Origin of the sequence: Sphingomonas sp. (assembly GCF_051962185.1) — a bacterium.
GTDB lineage: Bacteria > Pseudomonadota > Alphaproteobacteria > Sphingomonadales > Sphingomonadaceae > Sphingomonas.
The window spans coordinates 1-24,678 of record NZ_JBQCCN010000198.1 but is presented as its reverse complement, the minus strand read 5'-3'; the positions used below and the strand labels follow the sequence as shown (position 1 = coordinate 24,678).

Sequence of the window (24,678 nt, the reverse complement as noted above, 5' to 3'; positions counted from 1 at the left end):
TCGCGCGCGATGATCTGCGCCAGCGTGGTCTTGCCGAGCCCCGGCGGGCCGAAGAACAGGACATGGTCGAGCGCGTCGCCGCGCGCCTTGGCCGCCGCAATGAACACCCGCAGATTCTCGCGCGCCGCTTTCTGCCCGACGAATTCGTCGAGCGTCTTCGGCCGCAGCGCCGCGTCCAGATCCTCGGCTTGCCGCTGGGGCGTGATCAGGCGCGCGGGTTCGTCCATCGGACGTTCCCTACCTGTTCACGCCCCCTGTTGTCACGCGGTCTGTGGGATGCCGTGATGGACCGAGCCTTCGTCCGCGCGGATCGGATCGAATTGCTCGACCGGCAGCCCTGCGAGCATGGCGTCGCGCGCGACGAAGGCGAGCGGGCAGCCGGCATCGCGCCAGTTTTCCTCCATCACCGGCGCGAGCCAGCGCTGAAACTTCTCCTGGTCGACCTGGAGCCCGCCGTCGGGCAGCAGCCGCCCGATCGCATTGTGCTCGTCGGAAAATGCGACCGTGCATTTCGCCAATGTCCCAGTCGACCGGACGACCAGCGAATTGGCGCGCCCGGCATAGCAAAGGCTGTGCTCCCCCGACGCGACATTGTCGTTGGGCAGTCCCGATCGTTCCCACAGCAGCGCCTCGATCTCGTCGCGACGCGCCCAGGGAATCGGCTTGACCGTGGCGTTGCCAGGCCCGCCATAGGGCGCGATCGGACGATACATGTAGGAAAAGCGCGGATCGTCGCCGAACGTCTCGCGAAGCAATCGACCCAGCGCGACCAGGTCGTCGATCGTCTCCTCGGCGAAGTGCAGCCGCAGCTTGATCGCGAACGTCAGATCGCTGTCGCGCGCCGCCAGCAGATTGGCCCAGATGCGGTCGAACGTCCCGGCGCCGGATGCCATTCGTCGGGTGCGATTATGCGTCGCCGGGATACCGTCGAGCGAGATCTGGTAATGCAGGATGCCGAGCCCGACACAGGTCGCGAAGACGTCGGGCGTCAGCAGATAGGCGTTGGTGGTCATGCCCGCCCGCATCTGGATGCCATGATCGCGCACCAGCGCCTGAGCGTGCGCGGCAATGTCCTGCACGATCTCGAACGCCGTGAGCGGCTCGCCACCGAACCATTCGATGTCGAGCCGGTCGAGATCGGCGATGCGGCGGTCGAGCAGCGCCTTGACCCCCGACACCACGCCGGGCGCCATCTTGCGGTGTTCGAACGTCTCGTAACAATAGGTGCAGCGGAAATTGCATTGCTCGGTGGGCAGCAGGATCAACTGCAGGTAGTTCGACGCGAGCGCCTCCAACTGGAGCGGATGCAATTCCATGAACGCCTCCCCTGGGGCCCGGGTCAGGTGCAGCCGCCACCTACGCAATTGACGTTGCAGCTCGGATTGGTGTCGCCGATCGTGACGATGCGGCGGCGGAATGCCGGGCTCGCGACCCGGACGAAGCCGTTGACCAAAGTCACGTCGCGCGCCTGCAGCGTCGGTTCGTATTTGCGCAATTCGCGCAGCGCGACCTGGGGATCGCGCCGCATCTTCTCGGCGAGGCCGGGAATGTTGAGCACGACCCCCTGATCTCCCAGCGTGACCTGGCTGCGCGCGCCCTGAAGCGCCTTGCGCTTGTCGGCATCGCTCGTCGCGGCGTTGCCTGGCGTGGCGACGGCCGCGATCGACGCGGCGGCCACGATGGCGGTGAACAAGGGTGAATCGTCAGACGGAGGGCTCATCAGGCAACTCCTTCGATCGCTCGCGCGAACACGAGATTTGGGGAAGCTGACACGGTTGGCCGGACTTGTCGATTCGACTCGTCCAGAACATTGTAAACGCCCGGATTCGCGACCGCTCCAGCCCGGCATGGCATTACGACCATCCGTGGCCGGCGCGCACGCGAGGCGCGGCGTGCGGGACGCCCGGTCGCCGGCTCTACCGCACGTCCTTGCCGATATCGATCAGCGCCTTCAGGAACGGTGTCTCCGGAGAGGTGCGGCAGCGTTCGATCGTCCGCGTCCACGCCCGGTCGTAGCGTGCCGGATCGCTCGCGAAGGCGAGTCGCGGATCCGCGGTGATCAGATTGGCCCCCTTGATCATAGTATAGAGCGGGGTCCGCTCGTTGCCGTTGCCCGGGAATGCGCCCGCATACCAATCCGCGTCGAGCACCGCCTGCGCGCAGGAAATCACGAAATCGAGACCGCGCGTGTTGTAATAGGCAACCGCCACATGAATATGTTTGGGATGCGCGGCGATCAGGTCGGCGGCGACCTTGGCGTTGGTGAGCAGCTTTTGCGCTCGCGCGTCGATCAACGGCGCCTTGCTCGACCAGGAGACGACCGGGTCGACCATCCTTCCTTCTGGGGAAATGTCGCCTTCCAGCACCACGGTGCCGTGTTGCCCCGTCGGCTTGATGTCGTCGGGCACCAGCAGGTCGATCGTCGCATCGGCCGGCGGCGGTTCGCGCGTTTGCTGCGCTCGTCCCGGCGCGATCGACAGGGCCGCGGCGCAAGCGAGCACCGCCAACATCGGACGAGCATTCACCTCGCCATCCCCTTCCGCCCCCGCGAGCGATCAACCGTAATGGTCGATCCCCTCGCCGACGATTTCGACCCAGCCGTGCTTGCGCTCCTCGTAAACCGAATAGTTCGGCGCCGGGAACCCGGGCTCGGCGAAGGCGCCGACCGCGACCGCGACCAGATCGGGGTCGGCGGATACCCGATAGAAGACCGTCGAGCCGCAATCGGGACAGAAGTCGAATGTTCCCTTGCCGCCCTCGTCGCCGACGCGGGTCCATTGGCGCGACTGTCCGGATATCGTGACGCGATCGGCGGGAAATCGTGCCTGCGCCGCGAACGAACTGCCCGACCTTTTCTGGCATTCGAGGCAATGGCAGACCGAGACGCGGACGGGTTCGCCCACGCACTCGATCGCGAGTTGTCTGCAGGCGCAAGTGGCGCGGCGAGATTGTGTATCGGTCATGGATTACCTCAGCAAAGCCAATGGGCGCCGTTCGCCCGAAAGGTCGATCATTTGTCGAGCCACCGCCAGCACGGCGGGCGGCGCGGTGCATTGGGCGTTCGCTTCCGAAAAGCGATAGCCGTCGGCATCGGCGCGTTCGAAAATCAGTTGCTCGCCATCGAGGCAGATATCGTCCTTCACGACCCAATGTTCTTCGGGGCCGGTCGTCCATAGTTTGGCAACGACGATCGCTTCATGGAGTGCCGCCATGTCCCTGGCCGCGACGAGAAAGGTCCGGTCGACATCGGCAACGAGGTCGCGTCCCCGCCCCGCCCGCCGGACGATGGCGATGCGACCGACACCCTCGCCATTGGCTTTCTGGTCGATTCGGATGAGCACGCGTTGCAGCGCGATTCCGGCAATCGACAACCGAAAGCGGCTCTTGAATCCATCGAGGCCGCCAGCCCGCCACAATACCGGCTCGTCGTCGATCAGGTCATCCCACCACACCGACGCGGCGGGGCCCGGCGGGAACATCTTCCGCGCTTGCACGGCGACGGGATGGGAAACGGCCAGCGAGGCGGCGAGCGCCCAGACCAGCCGGGCTTTCATTTCGCCGCCTTCCGCAGCGCCAGCCGGACCAGCGCGTCGAGGCCCGCACTCGGCCCCAGTTCCTCTTCGGCCGCCCCCACCGCGGCATTCGCCTCGGCCGGCCGGAAGCCGAGGTTGAGCAACGCCGACACCGCATCCTGTGCCGCGCCCATCGCCGCCGCCACCGGCGTCACGCTGCCCGGGATCACCCCGCCGACCTTGTCCTTCAGCTCGCGGACGATGCGTTCGGCGAGCTTGGGCCCGACGCCGTTGGCGCGCGCGACCATCGCCTTGTCTTGCGCGCCGACCGCCTTGGCCAGCTCGATGGGTTCGAGCACCGACAGGATCGCCAGCGCGACGCGCGAACCCACCCCCTGCACCCCCGTCAACAGGCGGAACCAGTCGCGCTCATCGGGCCGCGCGAAGCCGACCAGGCGGATCGAATCCTCGGCGACCAGCATCTCGGTGAACAAGGTCGCCGCTTCACCGATCGGGCCGATCGCCGCGAGCGTCTTGGCCGAGGCGCCGACCAGATAGCCGACCCCGCCGACATCGATCACCGCATGGTCGATACCGGTCGCTTCGAGGCGGCCACGGAGGTGCGCGATCATGCCCGGGACATAACCGGAACGAAGAGCGCTAGGGAAGCGAAATCAGCCCAATCGCCGCGCGCTCGCGAGATGATGCGCATGACAGATCGCCACCGCCAGTGCGTCCGCGGCGTCCGCTCCCGCGATCTTCGCGCCCGGCAACAGGCGCGCGACCATCGCATGGACCTGCGTCTTCTCGGCATTGCCGGTCCCGACCACCGCTTTCTTGACCAGCCGCGCGGCATATTCGCCGACCTCGATGCCGACCCGAGCCGCCCCCAGCAACACGACGCCACGCGCCTGGCCGAGCTTGAGCGTCGATTGCGGGTTCATGTTGACGAACACTTCCTCGACCGCCGCCGCCTGCGGGCCGTGATCGGCGATCAGCGCCGCCAGCATCGTGTCGAGATGCGCCAGCCGGCGCGGCAGGCTTTCCTTCGCGTCGGTCTTGAGCTGGCCGTTGGCGACGTGCGACAGCCGGTTGCCTTCGGCCCGGATCACGCCCCAGCCGGTCGTGCCGAGGCCGGGGTCGAGGCCGAGGATGATCATGGCTCCCCTCCCGCTTGCGGGAGGGGTCGGGGGAGGGCCTGTCGAAAGATCACGGGGAGCGGACATGCCCTCCCCTAACCCCTCCCGCAAGCGGGAGGGGAATTTCGATCACCCCAATTTCTCCATCACCTCGTCCGAGACTTCGTAATTGCCCCAGACCGTCTGGACATCGTCATCGTCGTCGAGCGCGTCGATCAGCTTGAACAGCGTCGCGGCGTCGCCCTCCCCCACTTCCACCATGGTCTGCGGCCGCCACGCGAGCTTGGCGCTTTCCGCCTCGCCCAGCACCGGCTCGAGCGCCTTGGCGACTTCGTGGAGCGATTCGTTCGAGGTCCAGATCTCGTGGCCGTCCTCGGACGAGCTGACATCTTCGGCCCCGGCTTCCAGCGCCGCTTCGAACACCTTGTCGGCATCGCCCGCTTTGGCCGGATAATTGATCAGCCCCATGCGGTCGAAGCCATGGCTGACCGAGCCCGAGGCGCCGAGATTGCCCCCATTCTTGCTGACCGCGGTGCGCACGTTGGTCGCGGTGCGGTTGCGATTGTCGGTCAGCGCCTCGATGATCAGCGACACGCCGCCCGGGCCGAAGCCCTCGTAGCGGATCTCCTCGTAATTCTCGGCATCGCCGCGGCTCGCCTTGTCGATCGAGCGCTGGATATTGTCCTTGGGCATCGACTGCGCCTTGGCGGCGTTGACCGCGGCGCGCAGGCGCGGGTTCATGTCGGGGTCGGGGAGACCCATCTTGGCCGCGACGGTGATTTCGCGGCTGAGCTTGGAGAACATGCCCGAGCGCTTCTTATCCTGCGCGCCCTTGCGATGCATGATGTTCTTGAACTTGGAATGGCCTGCCATTGGGTCCTCGTTGGCGTTTGGCGGGGTCTCTAAACCGCGTCGGGCGAGTGGTCAAAGCGGAGGATTTTTTGATTCACGCAAAGGCGCAAAGGCGCGAAGCGATTGGTCCCCAGTCCATCGTTCGGGAGACGCCGGAAGACTCGAAAAGGCGCTTCGCGCACGCCACACGCCCGACATCTTCGCGTCTTTGCGCCTTTGCATGAATCAAGTTCCTACAACGCTTCCCCGCACGCGACGCCCGAGGCCCAGGCCCATTGGAAATTGTAGCCGCCGAGCCAACCGGTGACATCGACGCCTTCCCCGATGAAATGGAGGCCGGGCACTTTCCGCGCTTCCATCGTCTTCTGCGACAGGCCGTCGGTGGCGACGCCGCCGATCGTCACCTCGGCCTTGGCGAATCCTTCGGTGCCGTTGGGCAGGAACGCCCAGCCCGCGAGCCGCGCTTCGGCCGCCGCCAGCGCCTTGTCGGACTGGTCGGCAAGATTGCCCGCCAGACCCAGGCGCTCGGCCAGCGCATCGGCGAGCCGGTCGGGCAATGCCTGACCGAGAACCGAGCGGACCGACGCTTTCGGCCGCGCGCGCTTCTCGGCTGCCAGCCAGCCGGTGTCGCGATCGGGCAGGAAATCGATCGTCACGTCCTCGCCGTGCCGCCAATAGGAAGATATCTGGAGGATCGCCGGGCCCGACAGGCCGCGATGGGTGAACAGGGCCGCCTCGCGGAAACGCCCATGGCCGGCGCTTGCCACCACCTCGGTGGCGACGCCCGAGAGATCGCGGAACAATGCCTCATCGCCGCCCAGGGTCAGCGGCACCAGCGCCGGCCGCGGCTCGACCACCTTGAGGCCGAATCGCCGCGCGACGTCATAGGCGAAGCCGGTCGCACCCATTTTCGGGATCGACGGTCCGCCGGTCGCGATCACCAGTTTGGGCGCACGCACCGCGCGCGCGCCGAGCGACAGCGTGAACAAACCATCGGCATGGCCGATCTCGCCCGCCGCATGGCCCAGGCTCAGTTCCACGCCGCCGTGCGCGCATTGGTCGAGCAGCATCGCCACGATCTGCTTCGCCGATCCGTCGCAGAACAATTGCCCCAGCGTCTTCTCATGCCAGGCGATGCCGTAGCTCTCGACCAGGTCCAGGAAATCGGCGGCGGTGTAGCGCGCCAGCGCTGAGCGCGCGAAATGCGGGTTGGCCGACAGGTAATTGTCCGGCCCCGCGCGGAGATTGGTGAAATTGCACCGCCCGCCGCCCGAGATCAGGATCTTCTTGCCCGGCGCGTCGGCATGGTCGGCCAGCAGCACGCGCCGCCCCTGGCGCCCCGCCACCGCGGTCGCCATCATCCCCGCCGCACCGGCGCCGAGGATGATCGCGTCGTGGGTGTGGGAGGGACTCACGTCCCCTTACGCCTCCCCGGCGCAGGCCGGGGCCCAGTCGCAAGGGACTATGGAGGAAGGGATTGTACCCGCCAATTGGCCGGCCCGACACTGGGCCCCGGCCTTCGCCGGGGAGGCGGAAAGGGCCGGGGGCGCGTGAAAGGGTAGCGGAAGGCGGTATCCGCCGATCAGAGCATGCCCAGCGCGTGCAGGTAGGTTTCGAGGATGGCCTCTTCCTCCTGATATTCCTCGCGCTTCTTCTTGCGGATCGAGATGATCTTGCGGATCGCCTTGACGTCGTAGCCGCGGCTCTTGGCCTCGGCCATCACGTCCTTGATGTCGTCGGCGATGCCCTTCTTCTCTTCTTCCAGGCGCTCGGCGCGCTCGATCAGCAGCCGCAGCTCGTCCGCCGCGACGCGCCCGCCGCCCATGCCCTCACCACGTTCTTCGTCAGCCATAAGTCCTCACGATGAGGCGCGGCTCCCCGCCCCGCCTGTTGAATGAATTGCGATTCCGCATTTGGCGCGACTGGCGCGCTTGGCCGTCGTCTAGGCGGTCGGCGTCCGCCCCTCAACCGCTATTCGACCAGCAGTCAGCGATTGGGCTCGGTCATCGCGGGCGGATCGCTGGCCGGAAAGGAATCGGCCAGCGCCTCGTCGAGCGCGGCATTCCTCGCCATGCTCTCGTCCATCCGCGACAATTGCTCGGGGCTCGCCTCGGGCTGGCGCGCCTTCCATGCGTCATAGGGCTCGCCATAGACGATCTCGCGCGCCTCCGCCCTGGACAGGCCCGCCGCCTCGCCGACCCAGTCCGACAGGCAATTGCGGCAGAAGCCCGCCAAGCCCATCAGATCGATATTCTGCGCGTCCTCGCGATGGCGGAGCAGGCGGACCAAGCGGCGGAACGCGGCGGCCGCCGAAGCGTCATCGAGCTGGTCGAGTTTGTCCATTATTACGCTCCACGGTTGATCGAGAGCAGATAGGGGCTAGAGCCTCCCCTCGACAAGCAGAGGAAACCTCCCCCGGATGACCAAGGCCATCGCTCCTCGCTCGCGCAAAGTCCGTGTCCTCGCGACATTGGGCCCGGCGAGCAATACGCCCGAGATGATCGCGAAACTCTTCGAAGCGGGCGCCGACGCGTTCCGCGTCAACATGAGCCATGGCGACCAGGCGTCGAAGGTCGGCGTGATCGAGGCGATCCGCGGGCTCGAGAAGAAATACGGCCGCCCGACCACGATCCTCGCCGACCTGCAGGGCCCGAAGCTCCGCGTCGGCAAGTTTGCCGATGGCAAGGTCGTGCTCGAGACCGATTCGACCTTCATCCTCGACCGCGACAAGACGCCCGGCGACGCCACTCGCGTCGAACTCCCGCACAAGGAGATTTTCGAGGCGATGGAAGCAGGCGCGCGCCTGCTGCTCGACGACGGCAAGCTCGTGCTGCGCGTGCTCGAGCATGACGACAAGCGCATCGTCACCAATGTCGAGGTCGGCGGCCCGTTGAGCAACAACAAGGGCCTCAACGTCCCCGACGTGGTCGTGCCGATGGCGGCGCTGACCGAGAAGGACCGCAGCGACCTCGCCTTCGCGGTCGACCAGGGCGTCGACTGGATCGCCTTGAGCTTCGTCCAGCGCCCCGACGATCTGTGGGAAGCACGCAAGCTGATCGGCGGCAAGACCGCCTTGCTCGCCAAGATCGAGAAGCCGGCGGCGATCGAGCGGCTCGAGGAGATCGTCGAGGCCTGCGACGGCGTGATGGTCGCGCGTGGTGACCTCGGCGTCGAATTGCCGCCGCAGACCGTGCCGCCGCTCCAGAAGCGCATCGTCGAGACCGCGCGCCGGCAGGGCAAGCCGGTGGTGGTCGCGACCCAGATGCTCGAATCGATGATCGAATCGCCTTCGCCGACCCGCGCCGAGGTCTCCGACGTCGCGACCGCCATCTATGACGGAGCCGACGCGATCATGCTGTCGGCCGAATCGGCGGCGGGCAAATGGCCGATCGAATCGGTCGCGATGATGAACGCGATCGGCGAGGCGGTCGAAAGCGACCCGGCGCATGGCGACCGCATCCACTTCACGGTGATCCGGTCGGACCCGACCACCGCCGACGCCTTGTCCGAATCGGCCAAGAACATCGCGCGGACGATCGATGCCAAGGCGATCGTCTGCTTCACCAGCTCGGGCTCGACCGCGCGCCGCATCGCGCGCGAGCGGCCGACGGTGCCGATCATGGTGCTGACCCCGAAGATGGAAACCGCGCGGCGCTCCGGGTTGTTGTGGGGCGCCTATGCCGTCCACACGCGCGATGTCGAATCGTTCGAGGAAATGGTAGCCAAGGCCAAGCGCATGGTGCTGCGCCACCATCTCGCCGAAGCCGGCGACCGCGTGATCGTGATGGCCGGCGTGCCGTTCAAGACGCCGGGATCGACCAACGTGCTCCACGTGGTGCGGATCATGGGGGATGAGTTGAAGGGGTATAGTTGAGGGCAGGAGCGGTTCGGGATCCACACCTGCGCAGACTACCAACCGTCACCCCGGACTTGTTCCGGGGTGCAACCCTCCACCACCGAATTCGTCCGTTGTTGCTCGTTGGATGCCGGAACTAGTCCGGCATGACGACCTATAGCGAGCGGCCAAATCGGCGACGCAGAAACGCGTCGAGCGCCCGATCGTGGCGATCAGGCGCTCGTCAGGAACCCTGGGGTGCCGTCGAACAACACGTGCCGCCGTCGCGAGCGACAGCGGCTACCTTCCGGTCCTCAGCCCTGACGAGCCTTGAAGCGACGGTTGGTCTTGTTGATGACATAGGTACGGCCGCGACGGCGGATCACGCGGTTGTCGCGATGCCGGTCCTTGAGCGACTTCAGTGAATTGCGGATCTTCATGATCGATTCGCTTCTTTAAATAGCGGTGAAACTGGAAGCCGCGCCGCCTATAGTGGGGGTTGCCGGAAGTCAACCCACGGCCGGGCGAAACCGGCTACGTCTTATCAGCGACATACGGTCGAACGCGATGGTGGAGAAGAGTGAATGCGTAATGCGATCCTGCTGGCAGCAGCCCTGACGATCACGGGGTGCGCGACCGCCCCCGCCTCTTTCCCCACCGAAGTGACGCGCTATCGCGTCGACGAGGTCGGGCGCGGCACGATCGCTCTGGTCCCCGACCAGGGCGTCGACAACGGGCCCGAATACCAGACCTATGCCCTCGCCGTCGGCGACGCGCTGAGCAAGCAGGGCTATACGCTCGTCCCCGACGGGGCGAAGAGCGTCTATGTCGCCAAGATCGGTTTCCATACCGAGACACGGCCGGTGCGCGAGCGCTCGCCGTTCAGCATCGGCCTCGGCGGCGGCACCTGGAGCGGCAATCGCGGCGGCGGGGTCGGCCTGGGCGGCGGCGTGTCGTTCCCGATCGGCCGCGGCCGTGATCGCGAGGATGCGTTGAGCATGCTGTCGGTCAAGATCAACCAGCGCGAAGGTGATCTCGGCGTGTGGGAAGGCCGCGCCCAGTCGCGCGCGATCGGCGTCGTCGGCAATGCGGTCGCGGACAAGCTCGCGCCCAAATTGGCTACCGCCTTGTTCACCGGGTTCCCTGGAGAGTCGGGGCGGACTATCGAGGTCAAATGACCGATTCCTCTCCCGCCATCACCGCCGCGTTCGACGGCGGCAATATCCGTGTGATCGAAATCCAGGGCGACCGCGTCGACCTGGAGATCGCCAAGGACCATCTGTCCGATTTCTATCAATGGTTCTCGTTCCGCGTCGCCAATGCGGCGGGCCGGAAGCTGACCTTCCGCATCCTCAACGCCGGCCAGTCGGCCTATCCGTTCGGCTGGCCGGGCTACAAGGCGCGCGCCTCGACCGACCGCGTGCACTGGCGGATGATCCCGACGCGCTACGCGAGCGGCGTGCTCGAATTCGACTGGCGGTCCGACGCGCAAGTCGCCTGGTTCGCCTATTTCGCGCCCTACACCATGGAACGGCACGAGGATCTGATCGCGACCTATGCGGCCAAGTCCGGCGTGACGCATCGCGAGCTCGGCCACACGCTCGATGGCCGCGCGATGGACCTGCTGACGATCGGCTCGGGGCCCAAGCCGGTCTGGCTCTACGCCCGCCAGCATCCCGGCGAGAGCATGGCCGAATGGTGGATGGAAGGCGCGCTCGAATGGCTGACCAGCCCGGCCGCCGACGCCGTCAAGGCCAAGTGCACCTTCCACGTCGTGCCGAACATGAATCCCGACGGCACCTTCCGCGGGCACCTTCGGACCAATGCCGCGGGGATCAATCTCAATCGCGAATGGCACGAGCCGACGATGGCGAAGAGCCCCGAGGTCAAGCTGGTCCGCGACGCGATGGACGCGACCGGGGTCAAGCTGGCGATGGACGTCCATGGGGACGAGGCGATCCCGGCGAACTTCCTGGCCGGCTATGAAGGCATTCCGAGCTGGACCGACGATTTCGGCGAGAAATTCTACGATTTCGGCCGCCGCCTCGCGGCGCGCACGCCCGAATTCCAGACCGAACAGGGCTATGAGAAATCGGCGCCGGGCAAGGCCAATTTGACCATGTCGACCAACCAACTCGCCGAACGGTTCGGCGCGGTGTCGATGACGCTCGAAATGCCGTTCAAGGACCACGACCCCAATCCCGACCCCGAATTCGGCTGGTCGCCGGAGCGGTGCAAGGTACTGGCGGTGGCATGCCTGGAGACGATCGCCGAGGTGATCGACGGGATCTGAGCGGTGCGACGCGTGTCCGCCGCGGACGCTAGCCGAACAGTTCCTCGAGCAAATTCCTGGCCGCCTGCCAGCTCCGCCGGTCGGCGCGCTCCTCATAGGCGACGCCCGGCCGAACCGACGGGCCGTCCTTGCGGTCGATGTCGGTGAAGGCATGGCCGGCGTTGCCGTACGCGTGGATCTGCCAATCGGCCTGACCCTCGGTCATTTCCTGGCCGAGCGCGACCATCACGTCGGGCGGTGCGATCGGGTCCTCCCATCCGTGGCAGACCAGCACCTTGGGCTTGATCGGCGTGACGCTCGGATAGTCGGGCTTGTCGTAGACGCCGTGGAACGACACCACGCCGAGCACGTCGAGCCCGGCACGCGCCATGTCGAGCGCGCATTTGCCGCCGAAGCAATAGCCATAGACCGCGGTCTTGGCCGGATCGACGAACGCGAAATTCTTGAGCGTGTCGAGCGACGCCTGCAGCCGGTCGCGCAGCAGCCCGCGGTCGGCATTGAGCTCGTTCATATATTCGGCCGGATTTTCCGAGGTGAAGGTCTTGCGTCGGCCCTGGCCGAACACGTCGGCGACGAAGCCGACATGGCCCAGCTTGGCGATATTCTCGGCGGTGACGCTGTCCGCTTCCTTCTGGCCGAGCACATTGGGGACGATCATCACGCCAGGGCGCGCGGTCTCGACCTCGTCGTCATAAGCGAACACGCCCTCGAACGGGCCGCCCGGGCCGTCATACACCATGGTCTGCCGCACGATCGCCATGACTCGTTCTCCCGGTTTGCCGTTCCGCCCCGAAGCGCTACAGAGCCGCCCGATCCCCCGCAAGGAGTAGCTTCGTGCCCACGCTCGTCCTGATCCGCCATGGCCAATCGGCCTGGAACCTCGAAAACCGCTTCACCGGCTGGTGGGACGTCGACGTGACCGAGAAGGGCGCCGAGGAAGCGCGGCTGGCGGGCGAGTTGATGGCGGCCAAGGACTTGGATTTCGACCTCTGCTTCACTTCGCTCCAGACGCGCGCGATCAAGACGCTCAACCTCGCGCTCGAGGCGATGGGGCGGCTGTGGCTGCCGGTCGAGAAGGACTGGCGGCTGAACGAGCGGCATTACGGCGGCCTGACCGGGCTCAACAAGGCGGAGACCGCGGCCAAGCATGGCGACGAACAGGTCCATATCTGGCGCCGTAGCTTCGACATCCCGCCACCCCCGCTGGAACCGGGCAGCGAATTCGACCTGTCGAACGACCGCCGCTACGCCGGCATCGCGATCCCCCGGACCGAGAGCCTGAAGGATACGATCGCGCGCGTGCTGCCCTATTGGGAAGGCCGCATCGCGCCGGCGCTCAAGGACGGCGAGCGCGTGCTGATCTCGGCGCACGGCAATTCGCTGCGCGCGTTGGTCAAGCATTTGTCGAACATTCCGGACGACGAAATCACGGGGCTGGAAATCCCGACCGGCCAGCCGATCGTCTATCAGCTCGACGACCAATTGAACGCGACCGACCGCTATTACCTGAGCGAGCGCTGACGCGGACTGGGCGCTTTCGTCCAATCATTGCGACGCCGACCGGCGCAGCCTCCCAGGCTGCGAAGGGAGAGTCGCCATGCCGCAATTCGTCATCGAACGGGACATGCCGGGAATCGGCGGGGCCAGTGCTGCCGATCTGAAGGGCGCGTCGCAGACCTCGTGCAGCGTGCTCCGGGATCTTGGCCCCGAAATCCAGTGGGTCCACAGCTACGTCACCGACGACAAGATTTATTGCATCTATCGCGCGCCGTCGGCCGACCTGATCCGCCAGCACGCCGAAACCGCGGGCTTCCCGGCCAATTCGGTCGCCGAGGTCCGCAACGTGATCGACCCGACCACCGCCGATTGAAATCGTCCGCGGGATCGGGAGTCCTCCGCGCGCGTTCCTTCTCCGATCGTAACAACCGGGCGCCTGCCCGAACGGAGAAGCTTGATGCACGTGGGTGGTTATCGGATCGGGACGTTGTTGGTCGCGGGATTGTCGGCAAGTGCGATGATGCTGCCGACCCCGGCGCTCGCGCAGAGCGCTCCCCCGGCCGCCCCCGTCGCCACGACCGCCCCGGCCACCGCCGATCCCGCGCCGCAATCGACCCGCGACGAGAAGCGCAAGGCGACGGTCGAGGACACCAAGGACGTGATCAGCCAGCCGGTCAAGGATGTCGGCATCGCCAAGAACAAGATCCCGCCGTCGCTGGTCGAGGCCGCGAACGCGCCTTATGCGCTGGACGGGCTCAAGACCTGTCAGCAGCTCGCCGACGCGGTGCGCGTGCTCGATGCGGCGCTCGGCCCCGATTATTCGGCGGGCGGCCCCAACGACAAGGTCAGCCTGGGCAAGGCCGCCGGTGGCGCGGTGGTCAATTCGCTGATCCCGTTTCGCGGCGTGGTCCGTGAGATATCGGGCGCCGCCGCCGCCGATCGCCGCCTCGCCGCCGCGACCCAGACCGGGTTCGCGCGGCGCGGCTTCCTGCGCGGCGTGCATCAGGAGCGCGGCTGTACCGACGCGCTGTGACGCCCCGGTCTGTACCGGGGCGGTTGCCCTCCCCGGCCCCCTTGGCTAGGGGCGGGCGATGCATCCGCTCGTCGGCATCATCATGGGCTCGACTTCCGATTGGGAGACGATGCGTCATGCCGCCGAAAAGCTCGACGAACTCGGCGTCCCGCACGAGACCAAAGTGGTCAGCGCGCACCGCACGCCGCAGCGGCTCTACGATTACGCGACCAGTGCCGCCGATCGCGGCCTCAAGGTGATCATCGCCGGCGCCGGCGGCGCGGCGCATCTGCCGGGCATGGCGGCGTCGATGACGCATCTCCCGGTGCTCGGCGTGCCGGTCGAATCGAAAGCGCTGAAGGGCGCCGACAGCCTTTATTCGATCGTCCAGATGCCGGGCGGCGTTCCCGTCGGCACGCTCGCGATCGGCAAGGCCGGGGCGATCAATGCCGGCCTGCTCGCCGCCGCGATCCTGGCGACGAGCGACGAGGCGCTGGCCGAGCGACTCAAGGCGTGGCGCGCGAAGCAGACCGACAGCGTGGCGATCGATCCCGAATGACGATGCGCCTCCGTCCTTTGGCGCCCGGTTCCACCATCGGTATCCTGGGCGGCGGACAGCTCGGGCGGATGCTGGCGTCGGCCGCGGCCGAGCTCGGTTACCGCACGCATATCCTGGCGCCCGATGCCGAGAGCGTCGCAGCGCAGACCGCCTCCAGCTTCACTCGCGCCGATTATCACAGCCGCATCGTGCTCGACGAGATGGCGGCGCGCTGTGACGTCGTGACCTATGAGTTCGAGAATATCGCGATCGAGCCGGTCACCTATCTCGCCTCGAAAGTTCCGGTTCACCCCGCCCCGCAGGCGTTGGCGATCGCCCAGGACCGGGCCAGCGAGAAGGCGTTCGTCGACGCGATCGGCGGCCGCACCGCGCCTTGGCGCCGCATCGAAAGCCTGGCCGAACTGGAGGCCGCGCTCGCCGAGATCGGCGCGCCGGCGATCCTGAAGACGCTGCGGCTCGGCTATGACGGCAAGGGCCAGGTGCGGATCGCCGATGCCGGCGAAGCGGGCGCGGCGTGGGACGCGATCGGCCAGCGACCGGCGATCCTCGAAGGCTTCGTCACCTTCGGCCATGAGTTCTCGATCATCCTGGCGCGCGGCGCCGACGGCGCGATGGTCAGCTATCCGCCGCCGTGGAACGAGCATGAGGACGGCATCCTGGCGCGGTCGTCGCTGCCGGCGCCGGCCGAGATCGCCAATCAATGGTCGGTCGCGGCGGCGCTGACCGGACGGATCGCCGACCAGCTCGGCTATGTCGGGGTGCTGACCTGCGAGTTCTTCGCCACCGCCGATGGCCCGGTGTTCAACGAAATGGCGCCGCGCGTGCACAATTCGGGGCATTGGACGATCGAGGGCGCGGTCGCGTCGCAATTCGAGAACCATATCCGCGCGATCTGCGGCCTGCCGCTCGGCGACACCGCGCTGACCGCGCCGGCGGTCGAGATGCTCAACCTGATCGGCGACGAGGCCGACGACTGGGCGACGATCCTGGCCGAGCCCGGCGCGCATCTGCACCTCTACGGCAAGGGCGAGGCTCGCCCGGGACGCAAGATGGGGCATGTGACGCGGTTGAAGCGGGATTGAACGCAATCCTCCCCGGAACGGGGAGGGGGACCAAGACGCGCAGCGGCTTGGTGGAGGGGGCCCGCGACGAACGGGCAACAAACCAGGAGGTGGCCGCAGGATGGGCCCCCTCCACCACGCGGCTCCGCCGCGCGGTCCCCCTCCCCGTTCCGGGGAGGATTTTTAGGCCGCCTCCTTCATTTCACCACCGGCAGTGCGATGTAGCTTTCCCCAGCGCCCGACACCCAGACGCGCTGGGTCGCCTTCACATAATCCCCCGGCTTGGCGAGGAAGATGTTGGGCACGAAACTCTGCGGATTGCGGTCGTAGAGCGGGAACCAGCTCGACTGGACCTGCACCATGATCCGGTGCCCGGGCAGGAAGACATGGTTCGCCGCGGGCAGCGCGAAGCTGTACTGGAGCGGCGCGTTGGGGGTCAGCGGCTTGGGATCGGAGAAGCTCTCGCGATAACGCCCGCGAAAGATGTCCATACCGACCGCGAACTGATAGCCGCCGAAGCCCGGGCGCCCGGGCACCTGGTCGGGCCAAACGTCGATCAGCTTGACCACCCAGTCGCTGTCGGTGCCGCTGGTCGAGGCGGTCAGCTTGACTATCGGCCGGCCCGAAATCTTGAGCGGCTCGGTCAGCACCTCGCTGGTGAAGGTCAGCACATCGGGCCGGCTCGACACCGAGCGCTGGTCCTCAGAGAGCCAGTTGGGCCAGGGATTGTTGTCATAGCCGACCGCCTGGACCGGACGGTTGTGGAACAGCACCGGATGCGCGGGATCGGAGACATAGTCCGCCGTCTCGTCGCCACCCGCCGCGGCGTCGAAGCCGAGCGCCATGCCCGGTTTGAGGTACAGTTTCTCGCCGGCGTTGTTGTCGCTCGGCCACGACTGGAAGCGGTGCCACTCATTGGTCCCGCTCTCGAACGCGGTGACCGGCGCGACGTCCATCGGCGTGCCTTTGAGATAATGCGCGAGGAACGGTGCCAGCACGTTCTTCCGCCACCACGTCCCGGTATCCTGCCCCCAGCGCATCGACCCGAGCGTGTCGGCGTCCTCGATCTCCTGCCCATGGTGCCACGGCCCCATCGACAGATAGACCATGTCGTTATTGGCGTCCTTGGGCTCGAGCGCGCGATAGGTCGCGAGCGCGCCGTAGCTGTCCTCCTGGTCCCACAAGGAATGGACCAGCATCACCGGCACCTTGAGCGGCACTTTGGCGAGATACTTGTCCATCGCCCTATCCTGCCAGAAACGGTCATAGGCCGGGTGCGCCACGATGCTCTTCCAGAAGCCGATCTGGTCGAGCCCCATGCGCTTGCCGAGTTCGCCCGCCGAGCCCGCGCGCATGTAGAAATCGTAGATGTCGTCGCTCGAACTGACCCAAGGCAGGCTGTTGTCGCGCGTCGCTTCCTGCTCCCAGATATAGTCCATGTTCATCTGGCGGAACGCGCCATTGTGGAACCAGTCGTCGCCCATCCAGCCGTCGACCATCGGGTTCATCGGCACCGACACCTTGAGCGCCGGATGCGGGTTCACCAGCGCGGCCAGCGGTTCATAACCGTCATAGCTGATGCCTAGGATGCCGACCTTGCCGTTCGACTGTTTGAGGTTCTTCACCAGCCAGTCGACCGTGTCGTAGCAATCGGTCGCATCGTCGACCTTGGTCGGATTTTCCGCCGTACCGACCAGCCCGCGGTTCATCACGAAGCTGCCGCCCGAGCCGTATTTGCCGCGGACGTCCTGGATGACGCGGATATAGCCACCATCGACGATCACGTCGGTCGCGTTGTCGTAACCGTAGAGCGCGGTGCCGAGGTCGCCGCTCTTGCGGTTCGCGGTCAGCGCGTCGGCATTGTACGGCGTGCGCGTCAGCAGGATCGGCGCGTCGCTCGCGCCCCTGGGGATCAGGATGACGGTGTGGAGCTTGACCCCGTCGCGCATCGCGATCTCGACCACGCGGCGCTCGTAATTGAAGCCGTAATCGCTCGGCACGACCTTGGCCGGCCGATCGTCATAGGTCTGCGCCGCTCCGCCCGAGGCGGCGAGCGCCGCCAGCCCGATCGCCACTGCCAGCCGCCAGCGCATGCTTGTTCCCCCCGCCCTCGATGTCGGCGGATGGTGGCGCGAAGTCGTTTCTTGTGCAACTTGTGATTGGAGGCCGTCATGGGCCGGAGACCGAGCCCGAGCATGCATCCGTCCCATCTCCCGAATTGTGTGGCTATCGGCGGGCGGTCAAACATCCGCGCCCCAGACGCCCATCCAAAGCAATCCGGCAAATAGCGCGGCTGCCGAAGCCAGAAGCAAAATCGCAGGACGGTAGCGTATTTGGCTCGCGTATCGCGCCAGCAGAACGGTCAAGGCGATCATCGCCAGGGGGATGCCGATCAGGTAATATTGGTCGGGATGAAAGCCGCCGTAACGCCACGAACCGTAGCCGGCTATGCCCATTAGCAGGATCCAGAACGAACACGCCGAGATTGTGATTGAGCGGGCCACGCTATCTTATGCGGTCCAGCCGCCCCTCCGGCAACTGGGTCGGCTTCTGCAAGACTTCTGGTTCGCAGTTTTCGGGCGATCCGTCGCTTAGTCTTGGTCGAGCCGTATATCGCCTATCGATTGTCGCAAGCAGAATAGTCGCCCGCTTCGCACGCCGCGACGGCGCGGCGCCATTCGGCCATTTGCCGCTCATAGCGCGCGCGATCGCGGCCATATTGGTCCATCGCGCGGTCATGATCCCGCAGCGCGGCGGCGTATCCGTCGTCGCCGGGTTCCTCGACGCTTCCCGAGCGAACAACGTGCCAGCGGACGCCGGTCCTGACGACCCTCTCATTTTCCTGGCGGTTGAGTTCGCGGGTCTTGGCACTGTCGATTGCCCGCGCCGCCGCGTTGCGCATCGCCGGGTCGTGGGGATCATCGGCCAGCGCCGCCGCCGGCACCATCGCGGCCACGATGGCACCACAGATCAAGACATCGATCTTCATTACGCTACTCCCACCCACACTTAGGCCATGGATATCAGTGCGTTGGGCAAGGCGGCAAACCAATATCGACCAAGTGTTCCGCCACTCGTCGCGTTCGTCGCGCGGTTGGTCGGGCATCGTCCCAAATGTAGCCGGCCTACGCGACGCGGACACGAAAAAGGCCCGCCTCCGCGCGGGAGACGGGCCCTTTATTCACGCTGCGCAAAATGAATTGCACGCCGATCGTCCGCCCGCGCCCGCCATGCGGATCGCGAGCTAACGCCGTCAGCCCACGCGCGTACCCGTCAGCGGGAAGCTGCCGAACGCACCGGCGGTGACCGATCCGGTGATCGTGTCGCCGTCGATCGTCGCTTCGTTGGTCAGGGTCATCGGCATCGGCACGGTGATGTTCATCGACCATTTGATCGTGTTGCCCTCGACCTTGCCGTCGGTGATCTCGGCCGTGCCCATCGCGCCCGCCTGAGTGCCGGTCCAGCTGTCGCCGTCCGACTTGACCGTCAGCGTCGCCTTCTGGTCGCCCATCGGCGATTTCACCACCGTCTCGTACACGCCATCGACTGCCATTTTCTCTCTCCTGTGAATTCCGTCAGCGCGCGCCGAGCGACGCTGCGGGAACGACGTCGACAGGCAGCCCGACCTTGTCAAGCTGGGCCCTAACCGTCTTGGCATCGCCGACCACTACCCAGATGGTCTTCTTGGGGTCGATCGCCCGGTCGATGACGCTACGGAGTTCTGGCAAAGTCAGCGCGCGATACTTGGCGGCGATGGTCGCATAATAATCGTCGGGCCGTTTGTAGCGGACGTTCGATTCCATCGCCCCCATCACCGCGCGCGACGTTTCGAAGCTGCCCGGCAGCGAGCGAATCGCCCCGGCGATGGCGCGATCGAATTCCTCCTGCGTCATCGGCTTGTCGCCGACATAGGAGGTGACGTCGCCCATCGCCGCGACGATCGCGTCGCCGGTGCGGTCGGCCTGGACGCCCGCCGCGATGACATAGGGCGTCGCTCCTTCGGCGCGCGAGAAGCGGCCGCTGGCGCCATAGGACCAATGCTTGTCCTCGCGCAGGTCCATGTTGATGCGGCCGAGGAAGCCACCGCCGAGCCCGTCATTGGCTGTATTGACCGCGAGCAGTTCGTCGGTCCCGACCAGCCCGGTCGGGATGCCGCCATAGATCACCGATTGCGGCGAATCCGGCCGGTCGACCAGCAGGATCCGGGGGGCGGCCGGCGCCGTCGCGACCACGTCGCCCTTGGTCCCCGCGGCACCGTCCATCTTCCAGTCGCCCAGGTTCGCGTCGAGCACCGCCGCGATCTCCGCCAGCGGGCGATCGCTGACCACGAAGATGGTCGCCTTGTCGGGCCGCAACCAGGCCTGGCGGAACGCGACCAGGTCGTCGCGGGTCAGCTTGGCGACGGCATTGGCGTCACCCGCGCCGAACGACCGGGCATAAGGCGATTGCGGCCCATAGAGCAGCGGCGTCAGCGCGCGGCCGGCCAGCGCATAAGCGTTGGTCAGTTCCGACGCGATGCCGGCAAGCTGCTGGTTCTTGAGGCGATCGACCTCACCCGCATTGAACGCGGGGTGACGCAGCACGTCGGCGAACAGCGCCACGCCGGGCCGGAGGTTCGGGCTCGGCACCTCGATCGCGAGCGACGAGCTGTCGCTGTCGATACCGCCATTGATGCTCGCGCCCAGCCGTTCCTGTGCCTTGGCGTAAGCCAGCGAATCGAGGCTGGTCGTCCCCGCCCCCATCACCGACAGGGTCAGCTGCTCGGTACCGAGCGCGGTCGGCACGTCGGCGGCGGTGCCGGCGTCGAAATCGACCATGATCCGGGTGATCGGGGTCGCGGTGCGCTGCGCGTAGATCACGGTCACGCCATTGGCCAGCCTGGCCCGCTCGACCTTGGGGAAGGACAGATTGGCGATCGAGCCGACATCGGGCATCGCGCCGCGCGTCCCCTTGGCGGCGGGTTCGTCGGCGGCCTTGACCGCGACCGGCTTGGGCGCTGCGGCCTCGACATAAGCGTCGCGCGGCCCCGGCACGATGTCGAGGCCATAGACCGGCCGGCTCAGCCATTTGTCGGCGACCGCCTTGACCTTGGCCGGCGTCTCGGCGGCGAGCTCGGCCATTTCCCTTTTGTAATGCGCGGGGTCGTTCGAATAGAGCGCGCCCTCGGCCAGGGTGACGGCCTTGCCGCCGAAGCCGCCGACGGCTTCGAGCCCCTTGATGCGGCTGCTGATGCTGCGCACCTGGTAGCGTTGCACTTCATCGGCGGTCGGGCCGGTCGCGAGGAAATCGGCGACGATCGCATCGAGCCGCTTGGCCACTGCGGCGGCATCCTGCCCCGGGCGGACATCCACGCTGATGTCGAAGATGCCGACCTGGCTGAAGCTCTGGTTGTCGGCGCTGACCCGGACCGCGAGCTTCTCCTTGCGCACCAGGGCGTCATAGAGCCGCGAGCTCGCCCCGCCGCCCAGCACACCGGCGGCGACGTCGAGCCCGACGCTGTCGGGGTCGTTGAGCCCGGGCACCGCCCAGGACCTGGTGATCCGCGTCGTCGCGACGCGATCCTTCATCGTCTCGAACTTGGCCGTCGGCAGCGTCGGCACCGGCGCGTTGGGCTGGCTGGTCTTGGGACCGGCCGGAATGCCGCCGAAATATTTCTCGACCAGCGGCTTGGCGGTCGCGGCGTCGATGTCGCCGGCCAGCACCAGCACGGCATTGTTCGGACCGTAATGCTCCTTGAACCAGCCCTTCACGTCGGCGAGGCTGGCGCTGTCGAGATCGGCCATCGAGCCGATCGTCGAATGTTCGTACGGATGCCCCTTGGGGAACAGCCCCGACAACTGGCGATATTCGAACAGGCCATAAGGCTGGTTGTCGCCCTGGCGCTTCTCGTTCTGGACGACGCCGCGTTGCTCGTCGAGCACCCCCTGGGTGATCGCGCCGGTCAGATAGCCCATGCGGTCGCTCTCGAGGAACAAGGCGCGGGCCAGCGCCGGAGTCGGCACCGTCTCGAAATAATTGGTGCGGTCGAAATAGGTGGTGCCGTTGAAATCGGTCGCGCCGACATTCTTCAGCGGCACGAAGAAATCGCCCGGGGCATTCTCGCTGCCGTTGAACATCAGATGCTCGAACAGATGCGCGAAACCGGTGTTGCGGGCCGGCTCCATCTTCGACCCGACGTCGTACCACACGCTGACCGCAACGACCGGCGCCTTGCGATCGGTATGGACGATGACGCGCAACCCGTTCTTGAGCGTGAAGGCCGTGAAGGGAATGTCGACCGACCGCGCGAGCACCCCGACCGGCGCGGCGGCGGTGGCCGCGGCAGGCTTGGCGACGACAGGCTTGGATTGCGACAGCGCATGATTGGGCGCGGCGAGCGCGAGCACAGCGACGCCGGAGAGCGCGAAAAGCTTGGTATTCATGAATGCCCCTATTCGATCAGAGGAAGTCGGACCCTGAACAGAGGCTAGGACGGCGCGGCGCCATTTGGCAAGTCACGGACGATACAATCGCTCGATATTTCCTTTGAGATCACGCGGATAGAACCAAACCGGTTTCAATTCGTGCGCGACGAACAATCTCGACTGGTCGGTATGGTGCGGCGAGTCCGGGCGCGTCGTGGCGGCGCCGAACGGCTGGATCGACCGCGACGACACGCGACCCGATTTGTCCCATTGGACGAACATCACGAAGCTGTCGCCATGCTTGACCGCCAGCCGGCCGTCGGGCGCCTCGTCCCAATTGGCCGCGGCGCGCAGCACTTCGGGCCCACCGTCGAGCGGCAGATCGACCTTGCCCTGGCGCAGCCGCAGCATCGCGCCGAGCGGCGGGTCGAGCCGGCCGAACACGCGCCTGAGATAGGCGGTCGCCTCGCCCAAGGCCGCGCGCGGATCGGCTTCGGGCTTGCGCGGATAATGCCACGACTGGCCGGTCTTCATCAGCAAGGCGGCGAGCGCATCGGCCGGCCCCTTGCCGTCGAGGTTCCAGTCCCATTGCCGCAGCAATGCCTGCGCCGCAGCAACCTGCGGATCGCCCTTGGCATCGGCCGCCATCAGGTCGGCGAACCATTTCGCCGTCCAGCCGCGCCGGCTGACGCCGGTGTCGAACTTGATCCGCTCGAGGTCCTCGGCGCTGATCTTCGGATTGGCGCCCATCAGTTCGAGCGCGCGATTGTCGCGGTTGGTCGTGTCGGTCTCGATCCCGAGCAATGGCGACCAATCGGCCGGGTTCATCTCCGACCCCGCGCCCGCCGACAGGAACGGCGTTGAATTGGCGTTGACCAGGAAGCCCGAGCGCGGGTTCACGTTGCGCGGCACCATCGCCCAGGGCACCGTCCCGGGCTCGAAATCGGCCGAGGTGTCGCCCGGCAGGACCTTCGAATAATCGAAGCCCGGCTTCCGCTTCAGGAACGACGCATTGTAGAAATAGGCGATGTTGCCGGCCGCGTCGGCATAGAGAAAATTGGTCGCCGGGACGCCCTGGATCGCCATGGCGCGCTGCCATTGGTCAAAATTCCGCGCGCGGTTGAGGCGGTAATATTGCTCGACCATGCGGAGCTGATCGGCACCGGCGTAGTGGATCGCATAGGCGCCCGACCTGGTCTCGATCACCGGCCCCTGCACCGCGCGATAGACCGTCTTGGGCACCGGCAGCACGAACGGTCCCCACAATCTGACCGGCAGCCAGACGGTTTTCTTTTCGAGCGGACGCCATTGCCCGTCGAAGCGGTAATGCGACCCGTCGCCATCGAGCACGAGCTTGTAGGTGTCGATGAGGTCGGGCCGGTTGACCGTGTTGGTCCAGCCGAGATGCTCGTTGTGCCCGAGCAAAGGATAGGGAGCGCCGGGGAACATCGCACCGGCGAAATTCCAGCCGGCCTTCGAATGCACCACCAATTCGTACCAGGCGACGGCGCCGCGCCACGGCTGGTGCGAGTTGGACACCATGCGCGTGAAACCGTCCGCCGAGCGCCTGGGGGCGACGACGAAGGCGTTCGATCCGTTCTCCCGCCCGTCCGGGCCGACCGGCGTGATGTCGGGTGCGTCGGGTTGCGGCCCGGCGCTTTCCTTGGGCAACGGCGCGTCGCCGACCAGGGCGCCCAAGGTCGCGTCGAGCCCGAAGAAGAAGGGCGAGCGCATCACGAAACCGGTCGCGATGTCCTGCCCGTTGACCGGGAACAGCCGCGCCAGCTTGACCTCGCCCGGATGGCGCGCGGCATAAGCGTTGAGGCCCGAGGCATAGCCGTCGAGCAAGGCGCGGACGTCGGCCGGCTGCGTCATGTAATCGCGATCGACCGTCTCGCGGGCCTGGACCAGGTGGAGCGCGTAATCGGTCTTCGCCCCATCGGCGCCGTCGATCGCGCCCAATCGCCCGCGCGTCATCGCGACCACATCCTGCAAGGTCGAGAAATCGTCCTCGGCATGAGCATAAGCGATGCCGTAGGCGACATCGGCATCGGTGGTGCCGAAGATGTGCGGCACGCCGAACCGGTCGCGCGCGATCACCGTATCGTAACGATGCGCGGGCGGCGCCTCGGCGGTCGCCGCGGTCAACGGTTCCCACGTCGCCAGCCCGATCGCGATCAGCACCAGCAGCACGGTCATGCCGATCCCGATCCGTTTCAGAATCCTCAAAATCCCCGCGCTCCCCACGGTGTGTGGGTGCGAGCTGTGCGCCTTCCGACCGACTTTGTCACGCGACTGCATCGTCGCACCCGACTTTCGGAAATCTCGCCGCGAGCCTTGCCGCGCCTTCCGGTGTAGGGCTGCCGCATCGGCGCCGTCAGGATAGTTACGAATTGCGCGCGCCAGTCTTGTGTTGCAAACATGCAACACTAAATTCGAGCCAACAAACGATCCGGCTAATTTCAGGGACCACGAATGAACCTCGAAAAATTTACCGATCGCGCCAAGGGCTTC

General features: G+C 66.4%; 28 protein-coding genes. 8 read left to right on the top strand and 20 right to left on the bottom strand.

Features of this window, described 5'->3' with window-relative positions; genetic code table 11:
- The 12 genes from ACTHJR_RS12455 to ACTHJR_RS12400 all read right to left on the bottom strand — a co-directional run.
- Positions 1–227, bottom strand: a 227-nt coding sequence (locus ACTHJR_RS12455) for an AAA family ATPase (protein ID WP_440523549.1), incomplete at its 3' end; no start/stop codon positions are given.
- A gap of 33 nt (positions 228–260) precedes the next feature.
- Positions 261–1,316, bottom strand: a complete 1,056-nt coding sequence (locus ACTHJR_RS12450) for a radical SAM protein (protein WP_440523548.1) — start codon at positions 1,314–1,316, stop codon at positions 261–263.
- Between the two features lie 23 nt (positions 1,317–1,339).
- Positions 1,340–1,720: a hypothetical protein gene (locus ACTHJR_RS12445; protein ID WP_440523547.1), complete on the bottom strand. Its 381-nt coding sequence runs from the start codon at positions 1,718–1,720 to the stop codon at positions 1,340–1,342.
- 196 nt (positions 1,721–1,916) lie between these two features.
- On the bottom strand, positions 1,917–2,525 hold the full coding sequence (locus ACTHJR_RS12440; RefSeq protein ID WP_440523546.1) for an energy transducer TonB: 609 nt from the start codon (positions 2,523–2,525) through the stop codon (positions 1,917–1,919).
- A gap of 30 nt (positions 2,526–2,555) precedes the next feature.
- Positions 2,556–2,963: a GFA family protein gene (locus ACTHJR_RS12435; protein WP_440523545.1), complete on the bottom strand. Its 408-nt coding sequence runs from the start codon at positions 2,961–2,963 to the stop codon at positions 2,556–2,558.
- Positions 2,964–2,966: 3 nt separating this feature from the next.
- Positions 2,967–3,554, bottom strand: coding sequence for a hypothetical protein (locus ACTHJR_RS12430; RefSeq protein WP_440523543.1), 588 nt, complete (start codon positions 3,552–3,554; stop codon positions 2,967–2,969).
- Positions 3,551–4,144, bottom strand: a complete 594-nt coding sequence (ruvA, locus tag ACTHJR_RS12425) for a Holliday junction branch migration protein RuvA (RefSeq protein ID WP_440523542.1) — start codon at positions 4,142–4,144, stop codon at positions 3,551–3,553. Before ruvA ends, ACTHJR_RS12430 begins: the two co-directional genes overlap by 4 nt.
- A gap of 42 nt (positions 4,145–4,186) precedes the next feature.
- Positions 4,187–4,672 carry a crossover junction endodeoxyribonuclease RuvC gene (gene ruvC / locus ACTHJR_RS12420; RefSeq protein ID WP_440523541.1) on the bottom strand — a complete coding sequence of 162 codons (486 nt, stop codon included), beginning with the start codon at positions 4,670–4,672 and terminating at the stop codon, positions 4,187–4,189.
- A 108-nt stretch (positions 4,673–4,780) separates the two neighbouring features.
- A complete protein-coding gene (locus ACTHJR_RS12415) occupies positions 4,781–5,524 on the bottom strand; it encodes a YebC/PmpR family DNA-binding transcriptional regulator (RefSeq protein WP_440523539.1) in 744 nt (247 codons plus the stop codon).
- 212 nt (positions 5,525–5,736) lie between these two features.
- A complete protein-coding gene (locus ACTHJR_RS12410) occupies positions 5,737–6,918 on the bottom strand; it encodes an NAD(P)/FAD-dependent oxidoreductase (RefSeq protein ID WP_440523537.1) in 1,182 nt (393 codons plus the stop codon).
- A 167-nt stretch (positions 6,919–7,085) separates the two neighbouring features.
- The gene (locus ACTHJR_RS12405; RefSeq protein WP_440523551.1) at positions 7,086–7,328 is read right to left on the bottom strand and encodes a DUF2312 domain-containing protein; all 243 of its coding nucleotides are present in this window, start codon (positions 7,326–7,328) and stop codon (positions 7,086–7,088) included.
- A gap of 161 nt (positions 7,329–7,489) precedes the next feature.
- Complete coding sequence (locus ACTHJR_RS12400) at positions 7,490–7,846, bottom strand: DUF1244 domain-containing protein (RefSeq protein ID WP_440523536.1); 357 nt, start codon at positions 7,844–7,846, stop codon at positions 7,490–7,492.
- 76 nt (positions 7,847–7,922) lie between these two features.
- Here ACTHJR_RS12400 and pyk point away from each other — a divergent pair, with 76 nt between their 5' ends.
- Complete coding sequence (pyk, locus tag ACTHJR_RS12395; protein WP_440523534.1) at positions 7,923–9,377, top strand: pyruvate kinase; 1,455 nt, start codon at positions 7,923–7,925, stop codon at positions 9,375–9,377.
- 275 nt (positions 9,378–9,652) lie between these two features.
- Here pyk and ykgO read toward each other — a convergent pair whose 3' ends face one another.
- Positions 9,653–9,778 carry a type B 50S ribosomal protein L36 gene (gene ykgO, locus ACTHJR_RS12390; RefSeq protein ID WP_003046794.1) on the bottom strand — a complete coding sequence of 42 codons (126 nt, stop codon included), beginning with the start codon at positions 9,776–9,778 and terminating at the stop codon, positions 9,653–9,655.
- Positions 9,779–9,922: 144 nt separating this feature from the next.
- On the opposite strand from ykgO, the gene ACTHJR_RS12385 reads away from it, so the two are divergent.
- Together ACTHJR_RS12385 and ACTHJR_RS12380 are read left to right on the top strand one after the other, a co-directional pair.
- Positions 9,923–10,516 carry a DUF4136 domain-containing protein gene (locus ACTHJR_RS12385; RefSeq protein WP_440523533.1) on the top strand — a complete coding sequence of 198 codons (594 nt, stop codon included), beginning with the start codon at positions 9,923–9,925 and terminating at the stop codon, positions 10,514–10,516.
- Positions 10,513–11,631, top strand: coding sequence for a M14 family metallopeptidase (locus ACTHJR_RS12380; protein WP_440523531.1), 1,119 nt, complete (start codon positions 10,513–10,515; stop codon positions 11,629–11,631). The genes ACTHJR_RS12385 and ACTHJR_RS12380 overlap by 4 nt, the downstream gene beginning before the upstream one ends.
- A 28-nt stretch (positions 11,632–11,659) precedes the next feature.
- On the opposite strand, the gene ACTHJR_RS12375 is transcribed toward ACTHJR_RS12380, so the two are convergent.
- Positions 11,660–12,391 (bottom strand): dienelactone hydrolase family protein, encoded by a 732-nt coding sequence (locus tag ACTHJR_RS12375; protein ID WP_440523529.1) that lies wholly within the window; start codon positions 12,389–12,391, stop codon positions 11,660–11,662.
- A 74-nt stretch (positions 12,392–12,465) separates the two neighbouring features.
- Here ACTHJR_RS12375 and gpmA point away from each other — a divergent pair, with 74 nt between their 5' ends.
- The 5 genes from gpmA to ACTHJR_RS12350 all read left to right on the top strand — a co-directional run bounded on the left by gpmA (position 12,466) and on the right by ACTHJR_RS12350 (position 15,781).
- A complete protein-coding gene (gpmA, locus tag ACTHJR_RS12370; RefSeq protein WP_440523527.1) occupies positions 12,466–13,152 on the top strand; it encodes a 2,3-diphosphoglycerate-dependent phosphoglycerate mutase in 687 nt (228 codons plus the stop codon).
- A 76-nt stretch (positions 13,153–13,228) separates the two neighbouring features.
- Positions 13,229–13,501, top strand: coding sequence for a DUF4242 domain-containing protein (locus ACTHJR_RS12365; RefSeq protein ID WP_440523526.1), 273 nt, complete (start codon positions 13,229–13,231; stop codon positions 13,499–13,501).
- 84 nt (positions 13,502–13,585) lie between these two features.
- The gene (locus tag ACTHJR_RS12360) at positions 13,586–14,161 is read left to right on the top strand and encodes a hypothetical protein (RefSeq protein ID WP_440523525.1); all 576 of its coding nucleotides are present in this window, start codon (positions 13,586–13,588) and stop codon (positions 14,159–14,161) included.
- Between the two features lie 58 nt (positions 14,162–14,219).
- Complete coding sequence (gene purE / locus ACTHJR_RS12355; protein WP_440523524.1) at positions 14,220–14,699, top strand: 5-(carboxyamino)imidazole ribonucleotide mutase; 480 nt, start codon at positions 14,220–14,222, stop codon at positions 14,697–14,699.
- Positions 14,696–15,781, top strand: a complete 1,086-nt coding sequence (locus ACTHJR_RS12350; RefSeq protein ID WP_440523522.1) for a 5-(carboxyamino)imidazole ribonucleotide synthase — start codon at positions 14,696–14,698, stop codon at positions 15,779–15,781. The genes purE and ACTHJR_RS12350 overlap by 4 nt, the downstream gene beginning before the upstream one ends.
- 176 nt (positions 15,782–15,957) lie before the next feature.
- Here ACTHJR_RS12350 and ACTHJR_RS12345 read toward each other — a convergent pair whose 3' ends face one another.
- The 6 genes from ACTHJR_RS12345 to ACTHJR_RS12320 form a co-directional block, all read right to left on the bottom strand.
- Positions 15,958–17,853, bottom strand: coding sequence for a CocE/NonD family hydrolase (locus ACTHJR_RS12345; protein WP_440523521.1), 1,896 nt, complete (start codon positions 17,851–17,853; stop codon positions 15,958–15,960).
- A gap of 147 nt (positions 17,854–18,000) precedes the next feature.
- Positions 18,001–18,216 carry a hypothetical protein gene (locus ACTHJR_RS12340; RefSeq protein ID WP_440523520.1) on the bottom strand — a complete coding sequence of 72 codons (216 nt, stop codon included), beginning with the start codon at positions 18,214–18,216 and terminating at the stop codon, positions 18,001–18,003.
- A 161-nt stretch (positions 18,217–18,377) separates the two neighbouring features.
- Positions 18,378–18,749, bottom strand: a complete 372-nt coding sequence (locus ACTHJR_RS12335; RefSeq protein ID WP_440523519.1) for a hypothetical protein — start codon at positions 18,747–18,749, stop codon at positions 18,378–18,380.
- Positions 18,750–19,013: 264 nt separating this feature from the next.
- On the bottom strand, positions 19,014–19,313 hold the full coding sequence (locus ACTHJR_RS12330; RefSeq protein ID WP_440523517.1) for a hypothetical protein: 300 nt from the start codon (positions 19,311–19,313) through the stop codon (positions 19,014–19,016).
- Positions 19,314–19,335: 22 nt separating this feature from the next.
- Positions 19,336–22,182, bottom strand: coding sequence for a M16 family metallopeptidase (locus ACTHJR_RS12325; RefSeq protein WP_440523516.1), 2,847 nt, complete (start codon positions 22,180–22,182; stop codon positions 19,336–19,338).
- 72 nt (positions 22,183–22,254) lie between these two features.
- Positions 22,255–24,363 (bottom strand): penicillin acylase family protein, encoded by a 2,109-nt coding sequence (locus tag ACTHJR_RS12320; protein WP_440523550.1) that lies wholly within the window; start codon positions 24,361–24,363, stop codon positions 22,255–22,257.
- Positions 24,364–24,678: the final 315 nt, after the last annotated feature.